The 24285-nt window shown below is 68.3% G+C and carries 20 protein-coding genes; 7 read left to right on the top strand and 13 right to left on the bottom strand.

Annotated elements, in window-relative coordinates:
• Positions 1 to 10: 10 nt before the first annotated feature.
• The 3 genes from DFO58_RS04940 to hrcA all read right to left on the bottom strand — a co-directional run bounded on the left by DFO58_RS04940 (position 11) and on the right by hrcA (position 2989).
• Complete coding sequence (locus DFO58_RS04940; protein ID WP_047119144.1) at positions 11 to 784, bottom strand: 16S rRNA (uracil(1498)-N(3))-methyltransferase; 774 nt, start codon at positions 782 to 784, stop codon at positions 11 to 13.
• Between the two features lie 3 nt (positions 785 to 787).
• Positions 788 to 1909 carry a molecular chaperone DnaJ gene (gene dnaJ, locus DFO58_RS04935; RefSeq protein WP_053798093.1) on the bottom strand — a complete coding sequence of 374 codons (1122 nt, stop codon included), beginning with the start codon at positions 1907 to 1909 and terminating at the stop codon, positions 788 to 790.
• Between the two features lie 66 nt (positions 1910 to 1975).
• Positions 1976 to 2989 carry a heat-inducible transcriptional repressor HrcA gene (gene hrcA / locus DFO58_RS04930; protein WP_047119146.1) on the bottom strand — a complete coding sequence of 338 codons (1014 nt, stop codon included), beginning with the start codon at positions 2987 to 2989 and terminating at the stop codon, positions 1976 to 1978.
• A 127-nt stretch (positions 2990 to 3116) separates the two neighbouring features.
• On the opposite strand from hrcA, the gene DFO58_RS04925 reads away from it, so the two are divergent.
• A complete protein-coding gene (locus tag DFO58_RS04925; RefSeq protein ID WP_120989423.1) occupies positions 3117 to 3986 on the top strand; it encodes a DUF3097 domain-containing protein in 870 nt (289 codons plus the stop codon).
• Between the two features lie 145 nt (positions 3987 to 4131).
• Positions 4132 to 4479, top strand: a complete 348-nt coding sequence (locus DFO58_RS04920; protein WP_231735948.1) for a DUF4870 domain-containing protein — start codon at positions 4132 to 4134, stop codon at positions 4477 to 4479.
• A 29-nt stretch (positions 4480 to 4508) separates the two neighbouring features.
• Here DFO58_RS04920 and hemW read toward each other — a convergent pair whose 3' ends face one another.
• Together hemW and lepA are read right to left on the bottom strand one after the other, a co-directional pair.
• Positions 4509 to 5738 (bottom strand): radical SAM family heme chaperone HemW, encoded by a 1230-nt coding sequence (hemW, locus tag DFO58_RS04915; protein WP_120989422.1) that lies wholly within the window; start codon positions 5736 to 5738, stop codon positions 4509 to 4511.
• 4 nt (positions 5739 to 5742) lie between these two features.
• A complete protein-coding gene (lepA, locus tag DFO58_RS04910) occupies positions 5743 to 7587 on the bottom strand; it encodes a translation elongation factor 4 (protein WP_047119150.1) in 1845 nt (614 codons plus the stop codon).
• A 110-nt stretch (positions 7588 to 7697) separates the two neighbouring features.
• On the opposite strand from lepA, the gene DFO58_RS04905 reads away from it, so the two are divergent.
• Positions 7698 to 8288, top strand: a complete 591-nt coding sequence (locus tag DFO58_RS04905) for a type II toxin-antitoxin system PemK/MazF family toxin (protein ID WP_113606266.1) — start codon at positions 7698 to 7700, stop codon at positions 8286 to 8288.
• 169 nt (positions 8289 to 8457) lie between these two features.
• Positions 8458 to 8718 carry a 30S ribosomal protein S20 gene (gene rpsT, locus DFO58_RS04900; RefSeq protein ID WP_047119152.1) on the top strand — a complete coding sequence of 87 codons (261 nt, stop codon included), beginning with the start codon at positions 8458 to 8460 and terminating at the stop codon, positions 8716 to 8718.
• Between the two features lie 159 nt (positions 8719 to 8877).
• On the opposite strand, the gene holA is transcribed toward rpsT, so the two are convergent.
• Genes holA through leuS form a run of 5 tightly spaced genes read right to left on the bottom strand, consistent with a single transcriptional unit; the run spans position 8878 to position 16380 of the window.
• Entirely contained in the window at positions 8878 to 9870 is a 993-nt protein-coding gene (gene holA, locus DFO58_RS04895) for a DNA polymerase III subunit delta (protein WP_120989421.1), read from the bottom strand.
• Positions 9871 to 9903: 33 nt separating this feature from the next.
• Positions 9904 to 12174 (bottom strand): ComEC/Rec2 family competence protein, encoded by a 2271-nt coding sequence (locus tag DFO58_RS04890; RefSeq protein ID WP_120989420.1) that lies wholly within the window; start codon positions 12172 to 12174, stop codon positions 9904 to 9906.
• 10 nt (positions 12175 to 12184) lie between these two features.
• Complete coding sequence (locus tag DFO58_RS04885) at positions 12185 to 12904, bottom strand: ComEA family DNA-binding protein (RefSeq protein ID WP_120989419.1); 720 nt, start codon at positions 12902 to 12904, stop codon at positions 12185 to 12187.
• Between the two features lie 15 nt (positions 12905 to 12919).
• Positions 12920 to 13858, bottom strand: coding sequence for a DegV family protein (locus DFO58_RS04880; RefSeq protein WP_047119156.1), 939 nt, complete (start codon positions 13856 to 13858; stop codon positions 12920 to 12922).
• Between the two features lie 32 nt (positions 13859 to 13890).
• On the bottom strand, positions 13891 to 16380 hold the full coding sequence (gene leuS / locus DFO58_RS04875) for a leucine--tRNA ligase (protein ID WP_183043099.1): 2490 nt from the start codon (positions 16378 to 16380) through the stop codon (positions 13891 to 13893).
• A gap of 274 nt (positions 16381 to 16654) precedes the next feature.
• Here leuS and DFO58_RS04870 point away from each other — a divergent pair, with 274 nt between their 5' ends.
• Positions 16655 to 17158, top strand: a complete 504-nt coding sequence (locus tag DFO58_RS04870) for a hypothetical protein (protein WP_120989417.1) — start codon at positions 16655 to 16657, stop codon at positions 17156 to 17158.
• Between the two features lie 88 nt (positions 17159 to 17246).
• The gene (locus DFO58_RS04865; protein ID WP_120989416.1) at positions 17247 to 19061 is read left to right on the top strand and encodes an HNH endonuclease signature motif containing protein; all 1815 of its coding nucleotides are present in this window, start codon (positions 17247 to 17249) and stop codon (positions 19059 to 19061) included.
• A 76-nt stretch (positions 19062 to 19137) separates the two neighbouring features.
• Here the strand turns inward: DFO58_RS04865 and glpK are convergent, their stop codons facing one another.
• The 3 genes from glpK to DFO58_RS04850 form a co-directional block, all read right to left on the bottom strand.
• Positions 19138 to 20658 (bottom strand): glycerol kinase GlpK, encoded by a 1521-nt coding sequence (glpK, locus tag DFO58_RS04860; RefSeq protein ID WP_047119160.1) that lies wholly within the window; start codon positions 20656 to 20658, stop codon positions 19138 to 19140.
• 31 nt (positions 20659 to 20689) lie between these two features.
• Positions 20690 to 21418: an MIP/aquaporin family protein gene (locus DFO58_RS04855; protein WP_053798103.1), complete on the bottom strand. Its 729-nt coding sequence runs from the start codon at positions 21416 to 21418 to the stop codon at positions 20690 to 20692.
• Positions 21419 to 21483: 65 nt separating this feature from the next.
• The gene (locus DFO58_RS04850; protein WP_082344755.1) at positions 21484 to 23160 is read right to left on the bottom strand and encodes a glycerol-3-phosphate dehydrogenase/oxidase; all 1677 of its coding nucleotides are present in this window, start codon (positions 23158 to 23160) and stop codon (positions 21484 to 21486) included.
• A gap of 107 nt (positions 23161 to 23267) precedes the next feature.
• Here DFO58_RS04850 and DFO58_RS04845 point away from each other — a divergent pair, with 107 nt between their 5' ends.
• Entirely contained in the window at positions 23268 to 24275 is a 1008-nt protein-coding gene (locus DFO58_RS04845) for a sugar-binding domain-containing protein (protein WP_353616376.1), read from the top strand.
• The last annotated feature ends 10 nt before the right edge of the window (positions 24276 to 24285 follow it).

Here is a 24285-nt window from a genome sequence, read left to right as displayed (position 1 = left end):
ATTAATCCGGCTAGAGCTCGCCGAGCAGGTGGCGCACCAGGACCAGCGCGGCAGGGCCGGCGGTGGAGGCGCGCAGCACATGGCGTCCGAGCAGCGCCGGATGCGCTCCGGCGGCCACGAACGCGTCGAGCTCTGCATCGCTGATGCCGCCCTCGGGGCCGACGACCAGCACCACGCCGGTACCCGGCGCCGCCTCGGGCAGCCAGCCGGACACGGCTTGGGCCACCGAATCCCGCGCCTGCTCGTGCAGCACCAGCACCAGGTCGCCGGCGGCCGCGTGCGCGGAAATCGCCGCGGCCAGCGACTTGCTGGAGACCAGCTCCTTCACCTCGGGTTCGAAGCTGCGCCGGGACTGCTTCTGCGCCGAGCGCACCTGGGCGCGCCACTTGGCAAGCGCCTTGTCCGCCTTCGCCGCGTTCCAGCGCACGATCGAGCGCTCGGCCTGCCACGGGCGGACGGTGAAGACGCCCAGCTCGACGGCGGATTCCACGGCCTGCAGGTCGCGGTCCCCCTTGGACAGCGCCTGGATGAGCGTGGCTGGATGCTCCGGGGGCTGCTCCTGCAGCCGTTCAAGCACGGTCACCGTGAGCAGCTCCTTGGAGGCGGCTGCCACCTCGACCACCAGGCGCAGCCCGGTGCCGTCGAGCAGGTCCAGCTGCTCGCCGGCCTGGGTGCGTTTGACCGCCACCGCGTGGTGCGCCTCCGGCCCGGTCAGCGCCAGGGTGTCGCCCACGCGGGCCTCGGCCCCCTGCTGCGGGTCGATCACGAAACTGTGGTTGCTCATGGCCTAGCGCTGGTTCAGCTTGTCCCGCAGGCGCGAGAACATGCCGCCTGAATGCTCGACGCGTCCGGCGCTCAGCTCTTCGCCGCGCAGCGTGGCCAGCTGCTCGAGCAGCTCGCGCTGGGCGGCGTCCAGCTTGGTCGGGGTCTCCACCTGCAGGTGCACGATGATGTCCCCGCGCTTGCCGCCGCGCAGGCGCGGCACACCCAGGGCCGGCAGGGTCAGGGTGTCCCCGTCCTGGGCCCCCGGCTCCACGTTCAGGGTCTGCTCGCCGTCGAAGGTCTCCAGCTTCAGCTCGCAGCCCAGGGCCGCGGCGGTCATCGGGATGGTCATCTTGGCGTGCAGGTCGTTGCCGGAGCGCTCGAACACCTTGTGGCGGCGCACGTCGACCTCGACGAACAGGTTGCCGTTCGGACCGCCGCCCGGGCCTGCCTCGCCCTGGCCGCGCAGCTGGATGCGGGTGCCCGAATCCACGCCGGCCGGCACGTTCAGCGATTTGGAGACGTGTTCGCGTACGCGGCCCTCGCCGTTGCACTCGATGCAGGGATCCGGGATGGTGGTGCCGAAGCCGTGGCAGGCGGCGCAGGTTTCCACCGTCATCATCTGGCCCAGGAAGGAGCGCACCGGGCGCTGGACCTGGCCAGCGCCGTGGCAGATGGTGCAGGTGACCGGGCTGGTGCCCTCGCGGGTACCGTCGCCGTGGCAGGTCTTGCAGGTGACGGCGGTTTCCATCTCCAGCGGGTAGACGGTGCCCTTGACGGCGTCTTCCAGGTCGATGGTGATGGTGATCAGCGCGTCGCGGCCCGGCTGGGTGCGGGACATCGGCCCCTGCGCCTGGCCGCCGCCGAAGAACTGCTCGAAGATGTCGCCGAAGCCGCCGAATCCGGCGCCCCCGCCGAAGCCCGGCTGGCCGTTGCCGTTCTCGTCGCCGGTGGCGTCGTAGTTGGCGCGCTTCTTCTCGTCGGAAAGAACCTCGTAGGCGCGGGTGACCAGCTTGAACTGCTCGGCCGCGTCCTCGCTGGGATTCACGTCCGGGTGGAGTTTGCGCGCCAGCTTGCGGTAGGCGCTTTTGATTTCCTGCGGGGTCGCGTCCTTGGCGACACCCAGGGTCTCGTAATGCGAGCTCACGATCTTCGCCGTGTCCTTTCCTTTAAAATTTCACTTCTCAAGTTGTGCTGCGAACCGGCCGCGCGGCTAGTTCGCCAAAATCTTCGACAGGTAGCGGGCCACCGCGCGCACCGAGGCCATGGAGGAGGAATAGTTCATCCTGGTCGGGCCGAGCACGCCGAGCTTGCTGCGCTGGTCGGTGCTGTAGGTGGTGGCGATGACCGCCGCGTCGGTCAGCTGCCCGTAGTGGTTCTCGGTGCCGATGGCCACGGCCAGGCCGCGCGAATCCGCCTCCAGTTCGGAGAACAGCTTCAGCAACACCACCTGCTCCTCCAGCGCCTCGAGCACCGGGGTGATGCTCAGCGGGAAGTCCCCCTCGACGCGGGCCAGGTTCGCGGTGCCGGCCATGACGATGCGCTGCACGTTCGCCGCCTGCGCCATTTCCTCCAGCGACCGCAGCACGCTGCCCACCAGCGGCGTCTCGTGCTGCGCCGGAACCACTGCCTCGTTGCTCAGCGGGCCGACGAGGTCCGCCAGCCGGTGGCCGCCGAAGGAAGTCAGCAGCCACTGCTTGAGGTTGTCCAGCTCCTCGTCCGAGTACGGCCGGGTCACCGCGATCATGCGCTGGTCCACGGTGCCGTTGGAGGCGATCATCACCATTAGCACCTGGCCCGAGCCCAGGCCCACCAGGTCGAGGTTGCGCAGCTCCGCGGTGTCGTAGTGCGGCACCTGGATCATGGCAACCTGGTTGGTCAGCCGGGCCAGCAGGCGCACGGTGCTGTGCAGCATCTCGTCGAGGTCCTGCGAGCTGTCCAGGATCTTGTTGATCGCCTCGCGCTCGGCGCGCGACAGCGGCTTGAGCTCGCCGATCTCGTCCACGAAGCGGCGGTAGCCCTTCTCCGTGGGGATGCGCCCCGAGGAGGTGTGCGGGGCGGCGATCAAGCCCTCCTCTTCGAGCAGGGCCATGTCATTGCGGATGGTGGCGGCGCTGACCCCGAGGTTGTGCCGTTCGCGCAGCGCCTTGGAACCCACGGGCTCGCGGGACTGGACATAGTCCTCCACGATGGCGCGCAACACGTCAAGACGTCGTACTTCGCTCACGAAAACACCTCCCGGGAAACCACGCCCGCACAATTGGCACTCTAACCTGTCAAGTGCCAAGTCTAATACCTTCGGCAGTTGCTAGCATTGGATTTCGAGCGTATTCGATCACAGCGAAAGGCAGTCCGTGTCCAATTTCTCCTGGGGACCGCAAGACCTGAGTGCTCCGGCACCCAAAAAACTCCGCCAGGTGCCCGTTGAACGCGGCATGATCCTGGAAGATGCGGTCTCCGGCTGGGTCGGCGAGGTCGTCAAGACCGAGAAGTCCGGCGGCATGCGCGTGATCGTGCTGGAGGACCGCCACCGCAAGACCCGTTCCTTCCAGGCCGGCTTCGGCTTCCTGCTGGAGGGCGAACCGGTGGAGATCGTCGAACCTGTCGCGAAGGCCAAGGCGCCGAGCACCATGATCTCCGCCTCCGGCTCGCGCGCGGTGGCAGACCTCAAGGCCCGTACCGCCCGCGCCAGCCGCATCTGGGTCGAAGGCAAGCACGACGCGGAACTGGTCGAGAAGGTCTGGGGCCACGACCTGCGCGTGGAGGGCATCGTCGTCGAACCGCTGCATGGCGTCGACGACCTGGCCGGGGCCATCCGCCAATTCAACCCCTCGCCGACCCGCCGCCTGGGCATCCTGGTCGACCACCTGATTTCCGGAACCAAGGAAGAGCGCATCGTCGCCGAGGCCATGAAGGTCCCCGGGGCTGCGGGCAACGTGCTAATCCTCGGCCACCCGTACGTGGATGTCTGGCAGGCGATCAAGCCGAACACGCTGGGCATTAAGGCCTGGCCGGTCATCCCCCGCGGGACCGACTGGAAAACCGGCGTGCTGCGCGCCTTCGGCTGGCCGCATGCAACCGCCGAGGATATCGGCATCGGCTGGCAGCGGATCCTGTCCACGGTCAAGCACTACGGACAGCTGGAACCGGCGCTATTGGGTAAAGTTGAGGAACTAATCGATTTCCTTACCACGGAAGATTACGGTTTCCTAACAATTGACTAAGATTTGGACTTTCAGGGTGCCATTGGGCGGGGCGTCAGCGGAAGCTCGATATCATGGTGGAGAAGCCGCACCGTAAGACAAGGACATTTCCGTGACATCTCGCCAGGTACCATCATCTGAGAATTCGCGTTTCGAGGGATCAAACGTGTCCGCGCTGCCGCTCTCCCCGTCGGAAGACCGCCAGTGGGCCATGATGGCGCATTTCGGCGCGATCCTCGGCTGCATTCCCTCGGCCATCATCTTCGCCGTCTACCGCGACCGCGGCCCCTTCACCGCCCAGGAATCCAAGGAAGCGTTCAACTTCACCTTCCCGCTGACCATTCTGGCGATCGTGCTGAACATCCTGAACCTGCTGCCGGGCATCGGCTGGCTCTTCGCGGTCATCGCCGTGTGCCTGTGGGTCTTCATGACCCTGATGGGCGCGTATGCCGCGATCCAGGCAAACAAGGGACGCCCCTACCGCTACCCGATCAACCTGCGGTTGATGAAGTAGCGGCAGGGACGCCAGTGCTTGCGAACGTCCTAGAAATCCAGCAGTTCACGCACCACGAGGTCGGCCAGGAGCCGGCCTCTTTGCGTTAGCACGATGCGTCCGGCGAACGCTGCCTTGGCATCGATCAGCTCGTCGGCGATCAACCCGGCGACCTTGGTGCGGCCGGCGGATTCCAGTTCGCTGATCTGCATGCCGGAGCTGAGCCGGGTGAGCAGCATGGTGCGTTCGAGCTGAACTGCCTGCGCGTCGGGGAACTCGCGGCCGTGTCCGGGCGAGATGCCGCCGTCGATGCGCTGCTGGTAGGCGGCCGGGTGCTTGACGTTCCACCAGCGCAGCCCGCCGACATGCGAGTGCGCGCCGGGGCCTGCGCCCCACCAGTCCCCGCCCTGCCAGTAGGCGATGTTGTGGCGGCAGGCATGCCCTTCGCCGCGCGCCCAGTTGCTCACCTCGTACCACTGCAGGCCGGCGGCCTCGAACAGCTGATCGGCCAGCTGGTACTTCTCCGCGTGGTCGTCGTCGTCAATGTCCGGAACCTCGCCGCGGCGGATCTGCGCGGCCAGCTTGGTGCCGTCCTCGATGATCAGCGCATAAGCGGAGATATGGTCCGGCTCGTAGCTCAGCGCGGCCTCGATGCTGGTACGCCAATCCGCCAGCGACTCCCCCGGGGTGCCGTAGATCAGATCGACGCTGACATCCAGCCCTGCTTCGCGGGCCCAGGCCACGGCCTGCGGCACGCGCGCCGGGTCATGGGTGCGCTCGAGCACCTTCAGCACATGCGGCACGGCTGACTGCATGCCGAAGGACACGCGCGTGAACCCGCCGTCGGCCAGCTGACGCAGGCTTTCGCGGCTCACCGAGTCCGGGTTGGCTTCGGTGGTGATTTCAGCGCCGGGCTTGATGCCGAACTCGTCGCGGATCCGGCCGAGCACCGAAACCAGGTCCGAGGCGGGCAGCAGGGTCGGGGTGCCGCCGCCGAAGAAGACCGTGTCGATTTCGCGGTGCGGTACCCCGGAACGGTCAAGCACGCCGCGGGCGAAGCCGATCTCCTGGCCCACCGTGGCAGCGTAGGTGGACTGGCTGGAGCCATTGCCCAGCTCGGTTGCGGTATACGTGTTGAAATCGCAGTAGCCGCAGCGCACCGTGCAGAACGGAATGTGGACATAAAAGGACATGGTCCGCTCCGCCGCACCGTGCGCGCACGCTGCGGGGAGCAGACCATCGGCCGGAGCCGGATCGCCGTCAGGCAATACTGAGGGCATCTAGCTACTTCTTCTTCGGCTCATCGGTGGACAGCGCGGCGATGAACGCCTCCTGCGGGACCTCCACGCGGCCAACCATCTTCATGCGCTTCTTGCCTTCTTTCTGCTTTTCCAGCAGCTTGCGCTTGCGGCTGATGTCGCCGCCGTAGCACTTGGCAAGCACGTCCTTGCGGATCGCGCGGATGTTCTCGCGGGCGATGATGCGCGAACCGATCGCGGCCTGGATCGGCACCTCGAACTGCTGGCGCGGGATCAGCTCGCGCAGCTTCGAGGTCATCATGGTGCCGTAGCTGTAGGCCTTGTCGCGGTGGGTGATCGCGGAGAACGCGTCGACCGTATCGCCCTGCAGCAGGATGTCGACCTTGACCAGGTCCGCGACCTGCTCGCCGTCGGCCTTCCAGTCCAGCGAGGCGTAGCCGCGGGTGCGGGACTTGAGCTGGTCGAAGAAGTCGAACACGATCTCGGCCAGCGGCAGGTGGTAGCGCATTTCCACGCGGTCCTCGGAGAGGTAGTCCATGCCGCGCATGGTGCCGCGGCGGGACTGGCACAACTCCATGACGGCGCCGATGAACTCGCTCGGGGCCAGGATGGTCGCGGCGACCATCGGCTCGTGCACCTCGAGGATCTTCCCGTCCGGGAATTCCGAGGGGTTGGTCACCGTGATCAGCTGCTTGTCCTCGCCCATGACCTCGTACACCACGTTCGGGGCGGTGGAAATCAGGTCGAGGTTGAATTCGCTTTCAAGGCGCTGGCGGGTGATTTCCAGGTGCAGCAGGCCCAGGAAGCCCACACGGAAGCCGAAGCCCAGGGCCACGGAGGTTTCCGGTTCGTAGATCAGCGCGGCGTCGTTCAGCTGCAGCTTGTCCAACGCGTCGCGCAGCGCCGGGTAGTCGGTGCCGTCCAGCGGGTACAGGCCGGAGAACACCATCGGCTTGGGCTCTTCGTAGCCGCCCAGGGAATCGGTGGCGGGCTTCAGCGAGTTGGTGACGGTATCGCCGACCTTCGACTGGCGCACGTCCTTCACGCCGGTGATCAGGTAGCCCACCTCGCCCACTCCCAGGCCCTTGGACGGGATCGGATTCGGGGAGGAGACACCGATTTCCAGCAGTTCGTGGGTGGTGCCGGTGGACATCATCTGGATGCGCTCGCGCGGTTCCAGCTTGCCGTCGACCACGCGAACGTAGGTGACCACGCCGCGGTAGGTGTCGTAGACCGAGTCGAAGATCATCGCGCGGGCCGGGGCGTCGGCCTCGCCGACCGGGGCAGGCAGCTGCTTGATGACTTCGTCAAGCAGCGCCTCGACGCCTTCGCCGGTCTTGCCGGAGACCTTCAGCACTTCCTCAGGCTCGCAGCCGATCAGGTTCGCCAGTTCGGCCGCGTACTTCTCAGGCTGCGCGTTGGGCAGATCGATCTTGTTCAGCACCGGGATGATCGTCAGGTCGCCCTCGATCGCCAGATACAGGTTCGCCAGCGTCTGGGCTTCGATGCCCTGGGCGGCGTCCACCAGCAGGATCGCGCCTTCGCAGGCGGCCAGCGAGCGGGACACCTCGTAGGTGAAGTCCACGTGGCCCGGGGTGTCGATCATGTTCAGGGCGTAGGCCGTGCCGTCGGCCTCCCATGGCATGCGAACCGCCTGGGACTTGATGGTGATGCCGCGCTCGCGCTCGATATCCATGCGGTCCAGGTACTGCGCTTTCATTTCGCGCGCAGAAACCACGCCGGTCAGCTGCAGCATGCGGTCGGCCAGGGTGGACTTGCCATGGTCGATATGCGCGATGATGCAGAAGTTACGGATAAGCGACGGATCGGTCGCGGCAGGCACCGGAGCGGTGCGGGCCAATGGAGACACCTAAACAGACCTCACTAGCAATGAGCAGACATGATTGAATTACGCCTATTCTGTCATGATTTGCGGGTGAGGACATATTCCCCGCGGCGCGCACTGATAGTTTGTGGTGCATGGCTTTGAATGCACAGAAGATATTCGACTTCATCCTCCGCGCGGTCAAGGAACTGAGTTCCTCCAGCACCAAGAGCACCAAATCGGGCGGTGCCAAGCCGCAGCGAAGCGGCGCCTCGACCTCCCATCGTCCCGCCGCGCAAAGCGCTCGACCCGCCCACCACGGCCATCGACCCGCCCCGGCGGCGGGCACCAGCACGGACTACCCCGGGGACTTCACCGGAACCGTCCGCTACGAGTACAACCCCAGCATGGACGGGGATGCAGACCCGGGAGAGATCGTCTGGGGCTGGGTTCCCTACGAGGAGGACCACTCCCAGGGCAAGGACCGGCCGGTGCTGGTCATCGGGCGCGAGGGCGGATGGCTGCTGGGCCTGATGCTCACCAGCAAGGACAAGAACAACTCGCAGCACCACAACCCGAACTACCTGGACATCGGCACCGGCTCCTGGGATCGCGAACGGCGCCCCAGCGAGGTGAAGCTCGACCGCATCATCCGGCTGTCCCAGGACGCGGTGCGGCGAGAAGGCGCAATCCTCGACGAAGACCGCTTCCGCAATGTGGTGAAGGTCCTAAACAACCGCCGCTGACCGGTCGCCGTTGGGGGCCCGTTCTGCTAGAGTTAACTCTTGTGTGTCGCGCAGGTTGGGCGACACGCCCCCTTCGGGTCGCCATAGGTGCCCCACACCGCTCAGTCGATGGCCTGAAGGATGAACCCTCTACCGACCGTATAAGACGATAAACGAGAGAGTTTATTAAGTGGCAAACATCAAGTCCCAGAAGAAGCGCATCCTCACCAACGAGAAGGCACGCCTGCGTAACGTAGCTGTCCGCTCCGAGGTCAAGACCGTTATCCGCAGCGTGAACGAAGCTGTGGTTGCCGGTGACAAGGACAAGGCAACCGACGCACTGCGTCTGGCCGGCAAGAAGCTGGACAAGGCTGTTAGCAAGGGTGTTCTGCACAAGAACAACGCCGCTAACCGCAAGTCGGCCCTGGCCAAGAAGGTTAACGCCCTCTAAGCGCAGCTAGACTTTGCAACTCCCCCGGAACTTCGGTTCCGGGGGTTTTGTTTTGCCCTCTGTGTGCTGCACTCCGGGCAACCTGCAGCCGCTGCAGCTGTTCAGCCGGACTACGACGAAGGCGCCGCCAGTTTCTGGCAGCGCCTTGGTGCGTTCAGGCTAGTGGCGCGGGGCCTTGCCCGCGATGAACAGGATCGCGCGTTCCAGCGCGTAGCCCGGCGACCGTCCCCCGCCCTTGACCATGCGGTCGGTCTGCGCGATCGTCTCCACGCAGGCCGCCAGATCCGAGCGCTTCCAGCCCCGGGCCTGCTGCTGCGCCTGCTGCACCTGCCACGGGGCCATGCCCAGCTGGGAAGCCAGCACTGCGGCGGGTTCATTCACGCCCAGCACCTTGGCCAGCTGGCGCACCTTCATGGCCAGCGTGGCGACGATCGGGATCGGGTCGGTTCCGGTGCTCAGCGCGTGGCGCAGCGTGCGCAGCGCAACCTGGGCGTTGCCGGCGATCGCGGCGTCGGCGACCTTGAAGGCAGTGGCTTCCACGCGGCCGCCGTAGTACTTGTCGACCACGTCCTGGTCGATGGTGCCGGTGGTGTCCTGGATCAGCTGCGAGCAGCTGGAGCCGAGCTCGGCCAGCGAATTGCCGACCGCGGCGACCAGGGCCTTGACCGCGTCGTTGGTGATGCGGCGCTTGGCGGCCTTGAACTCGGCGGTGACGAACTCGATCTTCTCCGCGTCCTTCTTCACCGGCTGGCAATTCACGATCACCGCGCCGGCGGCCTTGATGGCGTCCAGCAGCTTCTTGCCGCGGGTGCCGCCCGAGTGGTGCATGATCAGCACGTTCTCCGGCGCCGGGCTCTTCAGGTACGCCAGCGCGTCCTTCAGGAAGTACTCGTTCATGCTCGCCAGGTCGTGGATCTCGACCAGGTTCGCGATGGAGAACAGCGAGGCGCTGGTGGCCAGCAGCAGCTCACCGGGCTCGTAGCTCTGCGCGTTCAGCCGGGTGTGCGCGATGTCCTCGCGGGAGGCGGCTTGGGCGCGCAGCAGTTCGAAGGCCCGGGAGGCGAGGTACTGCTCCGAGCCGGAGAGCAGGATCAGCGGCTGCGGGGTGAGGTCTCGCCAAGAGATCCCGGGATTGGCCTGGGCGCGTGCCATCGAACTCCTTAGTGCTGGGGCAATACTTCGATCCTACCGAACCGGCGCCCCCAGCGAGGCCGCGTGCACGCCGTCGGCATCCAATGTGAGCAGAACGGTGCCCAGCTGGTCGGTGCGCAGCACCTGGGCGCCCAGGCGCTGCGCGGTGTCGATGATGCCCTGGTTGGGGTGCCCGTAGGTGTTCTCCGCGCCGACCGAGACCAGGAACACCCGGGGCCGGGCGGCCTCGATCAGCTCCTGCCCGCCGTTGCGGGCGCCGTGGTGCGAAGCCTTGAGGATCGTGGCGTTCCCCTGCGGGCTGGCGGCGAGCAGCCGGTGCATGGCCTGCTCCTCCATGTCCCCGGCGGTGAGGAAGTCGATCTGCCGGTCCCCGCGGGTGAAGCTCAAGCGCAGCACCAGCGAGATGTCGTTCGGCTCGGCCCCCGGCACCAGGGCGGGATCCGGCCCGATGACCCGGTAGGACACGCCGTGCCCCTGCCCGGTGTCCCCCGGAACCAGCACCCGGTGCGGCTGCCAGAGCGCCTCGGGGAAGCCGGCGGAGACCAGGCGCTCCCCCAGCGTGATGCCCGAGGACTCCAGCTCCGGCACGCCGCCGAAGTGGTCGGCGTCCTGGTGGGTCATGAACACCTTGCTCAGCGTGGTGATGCCCAGCTGACGCAGGCAGCCGGAGAGCCCGCCGCCCGGCGGCCCGGCGTCGATGAGCCAGCCGGAGGATTCGCCGTCGCGGACCACCAGCGCGTCGCCCTGCCCGACGTCGCACATGGCGATGGTCCACGGATCGTGCAGCGGGGGCTTCCAGAACAGCGTCGCCGGCAGCACCAGCGCGGCCAGGAACACCGCCAGCACCCCGAGCAGCGTCAGGCAGGTGCGGCGCACGCGCAGCCGCTCGGTCTGGCTGCCGGCGATGAGCAGCACGCAGAAGACCACCGCGATGCCCGCAGCGATGACGATGCCCGGCAGCCCCTCGGGCCACGGGCGGCTGGCCCCGGGAAGCCGCACTGCCAGGTGGGCGAGCTGCCCGATCGCCTCGGCCGGCCAGCCGATCAGCCAGGCCAGGACGTGCGCTGCGCCGGGAATCACGGTGCACAGCAGCAGCGCGGCCACCCCGAGCGCCGTGATCACCGGCAGCAGCGGGGCCGCGAGCAGGTTCGCCGGCAGCGAGTAGAGGCTGAAGTCGGCGTTCAGCGCGATCACCACCGGCAGGCAGGTGAACTGGGCTGCGACGCAGATGGCCGTGGGTTCGGCCAGCAGCGCGGGCAGGATGCGTGCTGCCAGTTCGGCCAGCGGCGGGGCAAGCATGATGATGCCGGCGGTGGCAAGCACCGACAACGCGAACGCCGGCTCGGCGGCCAGCGATCGGTCCACGAGCAGCAGCACGGCGGCGCTGAGCCCCAGGATGCCCAGCGAGCCCTGGCCGCGCCCGGAGAGCAGCGAGAACACCGCGATCGCGCCCATCAGGCCGGCGCGCAGCACGCTGGGATCGGGCCCCACGAAGGCGACGAACAGCCCCAGCCCGGCAGCCATCAGCACCCCGGCCAGCACCCGGGGCACGGCGAACAGCCGCAGCAGCACCATCAGCATCGAGCCGACCAGGGCGATGTTCGACCCGCTGACCGCTGTCAGGTGGCTCAGCCCGCTGCCCTTCATCGCCTCGCCCAGGGCCTGGTCCTGCCCGGAGCGGTCCCCGTAGAGCATGCCAGGCAGCAGCGCCCTGGCGTTCGGCGGCAGCCCGACCAGCTGCGCGGCGAAGCGCTCCTTGAGATTCGAGGCGGGGGTGGGCAGCTGCCAGCTGGTGACCTTCGGCTCGCTGTCGGCCCGGGCCCACCAGGTGAAGCTGCCGGAGTCCTGCGCCGGCTGCAGCGAGGCGATCACGGTGAACTCCCGCGCGTGGCCCGGCAGCGGGGCGGCCAGGGCCAGGTGGATCGGGATCGGGCACCGCTGCCAGTGCCCGCGGTGCTGGTAGCCGGTCAGCAGGGCGGCGCCGGCGACCCCGCCGCCGTCGGCGGGCCGCGGCGGGTCCTCGAAGTGCGCGGTGATGCGGCGCTGCTGGTCCCCTGGTTCGGGCAGGGTGCATTCGGCGGCGCCGAGGTTCGTGCAGAGCACCGCCAGCGCGCCGAGCAGCAGCACCAGCGGGCCGGTGAACCACGGGGCCGCATGCGGCGCGTCGTGCCGGGCGCGCAGCAGCAGCGCGAACAGCCCGGCGAAGGCGCCCAGCAGGGCCAGCACCGCCCACCCCGGGGGCTGCAGCAGCGCGGCGAGCCAGGCCCCGGCAAGCAGCCACAGCCCGCGGAAGTCGGTGCGCACTACAAGCACCTCATGGCTGCACCAGCTCGCGCAGGTTGCCCAGCACCGCCGGGCCGATGCCGGAGACCGCGTCCAGCTCCTCCACGGAGGCGAACGGCCCATGGGCTTCGCGGAAGTCGATGATGCGTTGGGCCAGCGCGGGCCCGATCCCCGGCAATTCCTGCAGCTGCTGCGCGTCGGCGCTGTTCAGCGAGATTTTCCCGCCGGCGGCGCCGCCGTCCGTGCCATCCACCGGAGCGCTGGAGCCGGCGGCGGAGGGCGGGGCTGCCTGGGCGTCCGCGCTGCCGGGCAGCACGATCTGCTGGCCGTCGGCCAGCCGGGCGGCGAGATTGAGCAGTTCGGGGCGGGCGGTGCGCCGCATGCCGCCGGCCGCCTCCAGCGCGTCGACGATGCGCGCCCCGGCGGGCAGGGTGTACACCCCGGGCTTCTTCACCGCACCCACCACGTGCACGGTCACCGCGCCCTCGGAGTTCCCCGGCGCGGCGGTGCCCGAAGGCAGGGCGCCAGCAGCCGCCGTGCTCGGCGTTGCGGCGCCGGGCGGCGGCGAGGGGTCGGAGACCAGCGGCACGGTCTCAAGCTGCGTGGTGGTCGGCGGCGGGGCCAGCAGGATGGATAGCCCGATCCAGGCCAGCACCACCAGCACCAGCACGAGCACCGCCACGCGGCTCACGGCAAAACGCAGCCGCGAGGCACGTGGCGCGTACCTGCTGAAGAAGTCATGGCGCCCCATGGACCCCAGTCTGGGCTAGCCGGAGGCCGCAGGCCCCTGGTGCGGCGCGGGCTGTGGATACAGCGGGGCCACTGCCACGCCGAGCACCCCCATGCCGGTGTGCGCGGCCAGCACCGCCGGCAGCGACTCGATGAGCACCTCGCCCTCGCAGTAGGGGTTCAGCTCGGTGGCGATCTCGGTGGCAAGTTCCGCGGCGCCGAAGTGCATCACGCCCAGCCGCACCGGGCCCGTCGCCGCGGCGGCGTCGCGCTGGGCCAGGGCCACCAGCCGCGCCTGGGCGCGAGCGAAGGAGCGCGGCTTCTCCAGCGGGGCGATCACCCCGCCGGCGATGCCCAGGATCGGCTTGACGTTCAGCAGGTTGCCGAACACCGAGGACACCGCGCTGATCCGCCCGCCGCGGCGCAGCTGCTCCAGGGAGGGCACCGCGAAGTACACGCGGTTCACCGCCGCGCCGGAGGCGATCTGCTCCAGCAGGCCCAGCCCGGCGCCGGCGTCGCGCGCGGCGAGCACGTCGGCCACCGCGAAGCCCTGGGCCATGGCCACGGTGCGCGAATCGATCACGCTCACCGGCACCGGCGCCTCGGAGGCGGCCAGCCGGGCGGCGTCGACGGTTCCGGACAGCCCCGCCGAGAGGTGGATGGAGATGACCGCCTGGCAGCCGGCCTCGGCCAGCTGGCGGTAGGCGCGGGCGAACTCGCCGGGGGCCGGGCGCGAGGTCTTCACCGCCTGCCCCATGGCAAGGCCCATCATCAGCGCGGTCGTGTCCTCGCCGTGCACATGGTCGTCCACGATGATCGGGATGCCCAGCTGGATGAAGTCCGGGGCCTGCAGCAGGGCCGGCGGCAGGCAGGAGGCCGAATCGGTCACCACCCCGATCCGGGTGCCAGAAAGCCCACGCGGGGCCAGCAGCTTGTGCAGCCAGCCCGTGCGTGGGCTCTTGGATCGCTCAGTCATGTCTTGAGCTTACGGTACGCGTCGGGCCGGACCTACGGCGCCGGGACCACGTTCACGAGCTTCGGGGCGCGCACGATCACCTTCAGCGGCGCCTTCCCGTCGAGCATGCGCACGACGGCCTCGTGGGCCAGCGCCTGCTCGCGCAGCGCGTCCTCGGAGATGTCCACCGGGACCTCAAGGCGCGCGCGCACCTTGCCCTTGATCTGCACCACGGCGGTGACGGTGTCGTCCACCAGCAGCGACTCGTCGACCGTCGGCCAGGCGCTGGTCACGACGCTCGGGGCGTAGCCCAGCGCCTGCCACATGTCCTCCGCGGTGTACGGGGCGAACAGGCTCAGCAGCTGCGCGATAACGGTGGCCGCCTCGCGCACCGCGGGATCCGCGGCGCCGGCGCCCGAGTCGATGGCCTTGCGGGTGGCGTTGACCAGTTCCATGGTCTTGGCGATCACCACGTTGAACTTGCCCGAGTCCAGCAGCGCGGCGGACTCGTGCACGGTGCGGTGGGTGACCTGGCGCAGCGCCTTGTCCCCTGCCGCGTAGTCCGCGTCCGGCCCGCTGGCCACGTCCTGGGCGACGCGCCAGGCGCGGGCCAGGAACTTCTGCGAACCGTACGGCGAGACGTCGGCCCAGTCCACGTCGTCCTCCGGCGGGGAGGCGAAGACCATGGTCAGGCGCACGGCGTCGACGCCGAACTTGTCAAGCTGCTGGCCCAGGTCCACGCCGTTGCCCAGCGACTTGCTCATGGCCTTGCCCCCGTTGAGCACCTGGCCCTGGTTCAGCAGCGCGCTGAACGGCTCCTGCACGTCGATCAGCCCCAGGTCGTAGATGACCTTGGTGAAGAAGCGGGAGTACAGCAGGTGCAGGATCGCGTGCTCGACGCCGCCGACGTACTGCCCGACCGGCATCCAGTCGCGCACGGCCTTCGGGTCGAAGGGGCCCTCGGTGTAGTTCGGGGAGACGAAACGCAGGAAGTACCAGGAGGAGTCCACGAAGGTGTCCATGGTGTCGGTGTCGCGCTTTGCGGCGCCGCCGCAGGTCGGGCAGGACACGTTGACCCAGTGATCGGCGGCCGCCAGCGGGCTGGTGCCCTTCGGGGCCAGCTGCTCGCCGCGCAGGTCATCGGGCAGGCGCACCGGCAGCTGGTCCTCGGGAACCGGCACCTCGCCGCAGGCCTCGCAGTGGATGATCGGGATCGGTGTGCCCCAGAAGCGCTGCCGGGACAGCAGCCAGTCGCGCAGGCGGAAGTTCACGGTGTGCTCGCCGGTGCCGGCGGCCTGGACGATCTCGATGGCCTTGGCGATCGCGTCGGCCTTCTCCAGGCCGTCCAGCTCACCGGAGTTCACCAGCTTGCCCTCGCCGGCGGTGGCGATGCCGGTCTCGTTCGGGTCTTCCAGCCCGGTTTCGACGACCACGCGCACCGGCAGGTCGAAGGTGCGGGCGAAGTCCAGGTCGCGCTGGTCGTGCGCGGGCACTGCCATGATCGCGCCGGTGCCGTAGTCGGCCAGCACATAGTCGGCTGCCCAGATCGGCAGCTTTTCCCCCGAGAGCGGGTTGATGCCAAAGCGCCCGGTGAACACGCCGGTCTTCTCGCGCTCGGTGGACTGGCGCTCGATCTCGGACAGCGCCTTGACCTGCTCCTGGTAGGCTTCCAGGGCTTCGCGGTGCTCGTCGGTGACCAGTTCTCCGGCCAGGTCCGCGTCCGCGGCGACCACCATGAAGGTCGCGCCGTACAGGGTATCCGGGCGGGTGGTGAAGACCGGGATCTTCACCGCAGGCTTCTCATCGTGCGCCTCGATCTCGAAGGTCACCTCGGCGCCCTCGGAGCGGCCGATCCAGTTCTTCTGCATCAGCAGCACGCGCTCGGGCCAGTGGCCCTTGAGCTGCTCCATGTCCTCCAGCAGGCGGTCGGCGTAGTCGGTGATCTTGAAGTACCACTGGTTCAGCGACTTCTTGGTCACCTGCGTGCCGCAGCGTTCGCAGGCGCCGTTGACGACCTGCTCGTTGGCCAGCACGGTCTGGTCCTTCGGGCACCAGTTCACCGGGTGGTCCTTGCGGTAGGCCAGGCCCTTCTCGTAGAACTTGGTGAACAGCCACTGGGTCCAGCGGTAGTACTCCGGATCCGAGGTGTGCAGGCGGCGGTCCCAGTCGGCGGAGATGGCGTAGCGCTTGAAGCTGGCGGCCTGGGTGTCGATGTTGGTGTAGGTCCAGTCCGAGGGGTGCGCGTTGTTCTTGATCGCTGCGTTTTCCGCGGGCAGGCCGAAGGAGTCCCAGCCGATCGGGTGCATGACATCGTAGCCGCGCAAGCGCCAGTACCGAGCCACGACGTCGCCCATGGCGAAGGCCTCGGCGTGGCCCATGTGCAGGTCGCCCGAGGGGTAGGGGAACATGTCCAGGACGTAACGGCGTTCACGCGTGCCGTCGTCGGCCGGCTTGAACACCTCTAGCTCGTCCCAAACCGGTAGCCACTTGGACTCAATGTCCTTGAAGTCGTAGGTTCTGGTCTCGTTCGTCGATGATGTCACTGAGCTCTTCTCACAGATTCGCGGAAAAATTTCCTGACGGAAAACTGGTTTCTGCTTCCAGACACAACAAAAGCCCCCAAATTTCCACTCGGGGGTACGGCCGTCAGGCCGCTCTTAGACTAGGTCGCGCTGGGAATACATAGGGTGATTCTATCGCACCCCGGGCGGTGCATGCCGCATCGATGAAGCGCAAGCTTGCCCACAGTCCGCGCCGCGGCGCCTTCGCGCCTGAAACATCGATGCGGTCGATCGCGCCATCGGCCACAATGGGCTCATGATCCCATGCTTCCCGCGCCGTGCGCGCCGCGTCCTCGCCCCGGGCCTGCTGCTGCCCGTCGGCGCGCTCCTGCTCTCGGGCTGCGCCATGCTCGGCACCTACGAAGGGCACACCTGCGACGGCAGGAAACCTGTCGCCTCCCTGGAGCAAGCCGGCCGCCAGCTGGTCCAGGCCGCGTACGACCAGGACGTGGAAGCCGCCTGCCGGGTGGCAACCCCCTACGCCGGCGTCGAGCTGGAGCCGAGCATGCTCGGCAGGACCCGGGAGCTGCTGGCAGGCGCCGGGGTCACCCCGCAGAATGTGCAGGTGCTGGTCGGCGAGCAGATGGGCAGCTCCTATTCCGTGCTGCTGGGCAGCACCGAGGGAGAGGGCCGGGTCGCCGTCACCGGCCACGCGGTGTGGGACGCCGGCTTCACCATCTCGCTGCCCGACGACGCCTATCCGGAGCTGCCGCCGGCGCCTGGGGACCCTGCCTCGCCACCCTCCTCCGCGGCGCCCTAGGCCGCAGCCGGAAAATCGGCTGGCCGGGTTATCCACACTGCGCAGGCGCCTGCCCCCGCGCCGCCGGCTTCGGCCCGAGGCTGGATTCATGACCACCGAAGCCCTGCTCACCGCGCTGCACACCTTGTGCACCTCCCCGAAGCATCTGGGGACCCAGCTCACCGCTGGCATGCTGGTGCGCCTGGGCGCGCTGTGCCTGGCACTGTTCACCGCGCTCGGCCGGCTGGTCCACGAGACGCGCGATCCCCGCCTGGTCCTCTCCCATGCGCAGCTGGTGGAGCAGTTCGCCCAGCAGGTGCACCGCGAGCAGCTGGCCGGCGCGCTGGAGGCCGAGGTCACCGGCGCGGCCGGGCTCAGCCTGGCCACCTACGATGCGTTGCGCGCCGGAACCTGCGATCTGGAGGTCGAACCCGAGTTCGCCACCGGGCGGGCTAGCTACAAGACCGCCGGCGATCTGCTCGCCGCATGGCTGGGCATCACCTATTTCGAGGCGCAACGCCGGATCGACGACGCGCACCTGCTCATCGGCCGGCGCACCGCCCAGGGCACCATCTGCGCGCCGCGCTTCGAGCACCTGGCCAGCATCTACGCCCAGGGCCAGGCCGACCGCCGCGCCATCGCCGGCACCGCCCGCAGCCTGGAGAAGCTCGAAAAACCGGACACCACCTTCGACGGGGTGCCCTGTTCGCTCACCGCCCGCGCGGCCGACGGCAGGCTGCTGGAGGAGCATGCAGCCGACGCGCTGCGCGAGCTCGGCCCGATCGAGGCGCGCAAGCAGATCGGCACGCAGATCAAGACCTACAAGGAGCTGCACGAGGAAAAGCTCCCGCCGGACCTGGGCCTGTTCATCGGGCCAGTCGTCCGGGGTGTGCACACCTTCACCCTGCGCACCCTGGCCGCCCACGCGGAGTACCTGCGCTCGGTAGCGGCCCAGTCCGGCAGCAAACGCACCAAGGCCGGCAAGCACGCGCGCAAGCCCGACGCGGATCAGGCCGTTTCGCCCGAGCCCCCGGACTCCCCCGCACAACAGGAATCCCCCGCAGCGGAGAATGAGGGCACCGCGTCCGGCGATCAGCGGCCGACGCCTGACTGGCTCCAGCCCGAGGGGCCGATGCCCGACTGGGCCGCGGAAGACCCGGAGCCCTCCAGCAGCGCGGACCAGCAGCCCGATCAGGAGTCCCCAGCGGGCGCCGCAGCGGATGATGACGGCCCGAAGCCCGATCCCGACGCCGAACCACATGAAAACGACACCGAGGAGCCGGCCGCCGAGGAGCCGAACGCCCCGCTGCGCCGGCTGAACGCGCTGATGGCCATCCTCACCACGTCGTTCACGGGGAGCGCCGCGAAGCCGATCGTGCCGAAGATCCTGGTCTACCTGCGGCTCAAGGACCTGCAGAACCTGGCCGAGGCCCATGGCATCAGCGCCCACGGGGTGGACATCCCGCCGGGCGAGCTGAGAAAACTACTGGTCACAGCCCGGGTGATCCCGCTGGTGCTGGGCGGCAACAGCCAACCGCTGGACGTCGGACGCTCCAGGCGCTTCCACCAGGGATACATCAAGATGGCGGTGATGGCCCGTGATCGCGGGTGCATTGTGCCCGAATGCACGACGCCCCCGGACCTGGTGGAGATCGACCACTACAAGAAGCCATGGGCGGAAGGCGGCACCACCAGCGTCGACTCCGGGGCGGCGATGTGCTCCAACGAGCACCACGGCCGCCACTCCGGCCAGCTCAAAGTGGTCGACGTCAACGGGCTGCCGCATGTGCTGCTGCCGCCGCACCTTGATCCCGAGCAGAAGCCCCGGCGCAATACCTACTGGGGCGCCCTGCAGCTCGACGACGACCCGCCCGGCGGCGCTGGGCCCCCGGCCACGGATCCTCCCGCGGACCGGCGCGGGTGAACGAAAAAGGATCCCGGCCAACCTGGTGGTTGACCGGGATCAGTGGTCGGCCGACTGCTGGGCCTTCGGGAAAACGCTAGGCCTTGGTGTCTTCGTCGACCCAGTCGAAGGTGCGGGTGACGGCCTTCTTCCACAGCCGCAGGCTGCGTTCGCGCTCTTCGGCACCCATCACAGGCTCCCAGCGCTTGTCCTCTGACCAGTTCGCCTCCAGCTCGCCCAGGTCCTTCCAGAACCCGACGGCCAGGCCGGCCGCGTAGGCGGCGCCCAGCGCGGTGGTCTCGGTGACCTTCGGGCGGACCACGGGCACGCCGAGGATGTCGGCTTGGAACTGCATCAGGTGCTCGTTGGCGACCATGCCGCCATCCACCTTCAGCTCGGTCAGCGGCACCTCGGCGTCGGCGTTGACCGCGTCCAGCACCTCGCGGGTCTGGAACGCGGTGGACTCCAGGGCCGCGCGGGCGATGTGGTGCTTGTCCGCGAAGCGGGTCAGCCCGACGATCGCGCCGCGCGCGTCCGAACGCCAGTACGGGGCGAACAGTCCGGAGAACGCCGGCACGATGTACACCCCACCGTTGTCCTCGACGTGGCTGGCCAGTTCCTCGATCTCCGGGGCGCTGGCGATCATGCCGATGTTGTCGCGCAGCCACTGCACCAGCGACCCGGCGACCGCGATCGAGCCCTCCAGCGCGTACACCGGGGCGGCGTCGCCCAGCTTGTAGGCCAGCGTAGTGATCAGCCCGTTGCTCGAGGAGACGATCTCCTGCCCGGTGTTGAAGATCAGGAAGCAGCCGGTGCCGTAGGTGTTCTTCGCGGTGCCCGCGCCGAAGGCGGCCTGCCCAAAGGTTGCCGCCTGCTGGTCGCCCAGGATGCCGGCGACCGGCACCTCGCGCAGCAGCTGGTTGGAGGCGACCGTGCCGTACACCTCGGAGGAGGACTTGATCGCTGGCAGCATCGAGGCGGGAACCCCGAAGTCGGCCAGGATCTGCTCGTCCCACTGCAGGGTTTCAAGGTTCATGAACAGGGTGCGCGAGGCGTTGGTGACGTCGGTGGTGTGCACGCCGCCCTCCGGCCCGCCGGTCAGATTCCACAGCACCCACGTGTCGGTGGTGCCGAACAGCAGGTCGCCGGCCTCGGCACGTTCGCGCGCCCCGTCGACGTTCTCCAGGATCCACTTGATCTTGGTGCCGGCGAAGTAGGTCGCCAGCGGCAGCCCGACACGGTCCTTGTAGCGCTCGATCCCGCCCTCGGCGGACAGCGCGTCGACGATGTCCTGGGTGCGGGTGTCCTGCCAGACGATCGCGTTGTATACCGGCTCACCGGTGTGCTTGTCCCACACCACGGTGGTTTCGCGCTGGTTGGTGATGCCGACGACCTCGATGTCGTGGCGAGTCAGGTTCTCCTTGGCCAGCGCGGTGCCGATGACCTCGCGCACGTTGTCCCAGATCTCGATCGGGTTGTGCTCCACCCATCCGGCGGCCGGGAAAATCTGCTCGTGCTCCTTCTGCCCCACGGAGACGACCTCTCCGGCGTGGTCGAAGACGATGGCGCGGGAGCTGGTGGTTCCCTGGTCAATGGCGATGACGTACTTGTTGCTCACTGTCGATCAACTTTCTCTAGTGGGTGCGGCATTACAGCAGGACGGCGACGGCCAGGCCGCCCAAGGCTCCGCCGGCCAGCGGACCGAAGACGGGAACCCACGAGTAGGCCCAGTCCGAGGACCCCTTGCCGGGGATCGGCAGCACCGCATGCGCAAGACGCGGGGCGAGGTCACGTGCTGGATTGATAGCGTATCCGGTTGCTCCGCCGAGGGATAGGCCGATCGCGACGACCAGCAGGCCGACCGCCAGCGGGCCGAGCCCGTGCGGCGTCCCGCCGAAGCCGCCGATCACGAACACCAGCACGAAGGTGCCGATGGCTTCGGAGACCACGTTCCACCCGTAGGAGCGGATGGCCGGGCCGGTGGCGAACACTCCGAGCACCTTGCCCTGGTTGGCCGGCTCGTCGAAGTGCTTCTTGTAGGCCAGCCAGGCGGTGACGGCGCCCAGGAAAGCGCCGATGAACTGCGCGGCCACGTAGACCAGCGCGGTCGCTGCCGACTTCGGGATGCCTGGGGCCAGCTCGGTTGCTTCGGGGTTCACCATCAATCCCAGGGTGACCGCGGGATTCAGGTGGGCGCCGGACGGGGCCGAAACCCAGACACCGGAGAAGACGGCCAGGCCCCAGCCGAAGCTGATGGCGACCCACCCTGCGGCGCTGCCCAGGGTGCCCTTCAGCGAGACGTTGGCGCAGACGCCGGCGCCCATGAGAACGAGGATAAAAGTACCGGTGAATTCGGAAATGAACACTTGCATGGGCATCTTTGACCTTTGAGGTGATATCACATCCTGCCGGCGGCGATCTGCCGCCGGCAGCAACGGCAGGCTCAGTCCAGGTCGACCCCGTGGCTGCCTGCCAGGACCGAGATCGTATGGGCGATCTCGGCCTGGGTCTGGGTGTCATCCCAGCCCATCGGCCCAGCCAGGCAGCGTGCCGCCTCGCTGACCAGATCCTTGGTGACCAGGCCTCGGAAGGCCAGGTTGGTGCGGCGGATGAAGACGTCGATCAGGCGGCCTACCTGCTCGTGGGCGGCCATGTAGGCCAGCTCCTGGCAGGACAGCTCGTCGGAGTGCTGCAGCGCGGTGTCCTCGCCAAGCTGGGCCAGCACCGCGTCCGCTCCGGTGCCGTAGCGCTCGAGCAGCACCCGCAGGCGGTCGCGCCCGGCGGCGTTCTCGCGCGCGGCGTACCAGGCGGCCAGCTCGCCCTCGTTCATCGGGAAGTCCTTGCCGCCGCCGATCGGCACGCCGGCGGTGGAGCGGATCTCGCGCTCCCCCAGGAATTCCAGCGCCTTGCCGCCCAGGTTCTCGCTCAGTGCCCGGAACGTCGTCCACTTGCCGCCGATCAGCGAGAGCATCGTGGTGGTGTCGGTGAGCCGGGTTTCGCGCACCTGGTAGTCGCGGGAGACGAAGCCGGGGGCGGTGTCGTCGTGGTTCGGCAGCGGGCGCACGCCGGAGAACTTGTAGACGATCTGCTCGCGGCGCACGGTGATGCGCGGGAAGACGTGGTGGACCAGCTCGAAGAAGTAGTCGACCTCTTCCTCGGTGCACACCGCCGGCTCGGCCATGTCGTGCTCCAGGTCGGTGGTGCCCACCAGCACGCGCCCGAGCATCGGGTAGATCAGCACGATGCGCCCGTCCTCGTGCTCGAAGAAGATCTCGCGTCCGCCGGTGGCCGCGAGCAGCTCGGGGTGGTCCAGCACGATGTGCGAGCCCTTGGTGCCGCCGGTCCACTTGGTCTTCCGGCCCAGCTGCTCATTGGTCACGTCGACCCAGGCGCCGGTCGCGTTGATGATGACCTCGGCGTCGAAGTCGAAGCTCTGCCCGGTCAGCACGTCGCGCAGCTGCGCGGTGCCCCCGTCGACCCCTGCCAGTTCCACGTAGTTGCTGGCGCGGGCGTCCGGGTTGGCGCGCAGGCCTTCCTGCAGCACGTCCAGGGTCAGGCGCTCAGGGTTGTGCACCGAGGCGTCGAAGTAGGTCGCGGTGTACTTCACGTCGTCGCGCAGGGCCGGCAGGTCCTTGCGGGCCGCGGCGCCGGCCTTGAAGTTGTGCCACGGGGTGTTGCGCCCGCCGACTCCGGCGAACACGTCGTACATCACCAATCCGGCCTTGATCAGGGCGGCGCCGCGTTCGGTCGGCTTGCCGGATTTGTGGGTCACAAAGCGCATCGGAGCGGAGAGGATCCCGGAGAAGGTGGAGAAGATCGGGATGGTGGTCTGCAGCGGCTTGACGTAGTGCGGGGCGATCTCCAGCAGCGAATTGCGCTCCTGCACCGACTCGTGCACCAGACGGAACTCGCCGTTTTCCAGGTAGCGGATGCCGCCGTGGATCATGTGCGAGCTGGCGCCCGACGCGCCTTGGCAGTAGTCTCCGCGTTCGACCAGCGCGACGTCGATGCCCTGCATGGCAAGGTAGCGGAAGGTGGCGACACCGTTGATGCCGCCGCCGACGACCAGAACCCGTGCCTGGGGCCGTTCGCGCAGTTTGGCCAGCTGTTCCCGATTCACGACGTGTTGCCCCTTTGTAACGATTGAGTAGTTCTACGGGTTAGTGTTGTCGGTAGTTTGCAAAGCGGTCAAATGAATTGCACAAACGTGCAGAAATGGTCAGATTGATGCAGAAACCACCCCCTGCAGGGCCCTACCGGCGCCCTGCGCATGACACATCCGTGCAGTACGGCACCCGTGAGAAGGACGCGCTGCGCGCCGCCCAGCTGTATTACCTGCAGGATTTGAAGATGGAGGTCATCGCCCGCGAGCTGGGCACCTCCCGTTCCACCGTCTCGCGGCTGCTCACCCACGCCAAGCGCACCGGCATGGTCTCGATCAGCATCTCCCCCAGCGCCGGAATGTCAGCCCAGCTCTCCGGCCGGCTGGCCGAGCGCTTCGGCATCAACGTGCAGGTGGTGCCCACCGACGGCTCCATGGACGACGCGGAACTGCTCTCCCGCGTCGCCGCGCACGCGGCGCACCAGCTAGGTGCGATGGTCTCCTCCTCGATGACGATCGGGGTGGCCTGGGGTTCGACCATGCAGGCGGTGTCCACCGCGCTCAGCTCCCACCCCACCCACGACACCGTGATCGTGCAGCTGAACGGCGCGGCGAACCCTGTCACGAGCGGCGTGCGCTACGCCAGCGAGATCCTCACCCGCTTCGGCGAGGCGTTCACCGCGCGTACCGAGCAGTTCCCGGTGCCGGCGTTTTTCGACCGCGCGTCCACGCGCCGGGCGATGTGGCAGGAAACCTCGGTCAAGCGCGTGCTCAAGGTGCAGTCGGAGATGAACCTGGCGGTGTTCTCGCTGGGCGCGGCCGGGTCGGATGTCACCTCGCAGGTCTACCGCGGCGGCTACCTGAGTAAGCAGGAGACCGCGCAGCTGGCGAAGATCGGTGTGGTGGGCGACGTGGCGACGGTGTTCTTCGACCGGCACGGGCACAGCTCCGGGATCGGGATCAACGCCCGCTCCACCGGGCCCGCGCTCGATACCCTGCGCCGGGTGCCGCAGCGCTTCTGCGTGGTGGCCGGCCGGGGCAAGATCGATGCCGTGCGCGGGGCGCTGAACGGCGGGCTGATCACCGATTTGGTGATCGACGAGGGCGCGGCCCTGGCGCTGCTGGACGGGTAGGATTTGAGGC

Source organism: Arthrobacter sp. AG1021, assembly GCF_003633665.1.
Lineage (GTDB): Bacteria > Actinomycetota > Actinomycetes > Actinomycetales > Micrococcaceae > Glutamicibacter > Glutamicibacter soli.
This window is presented reverse-complemented; position numbering and strand designations above follow the sequence as displayed.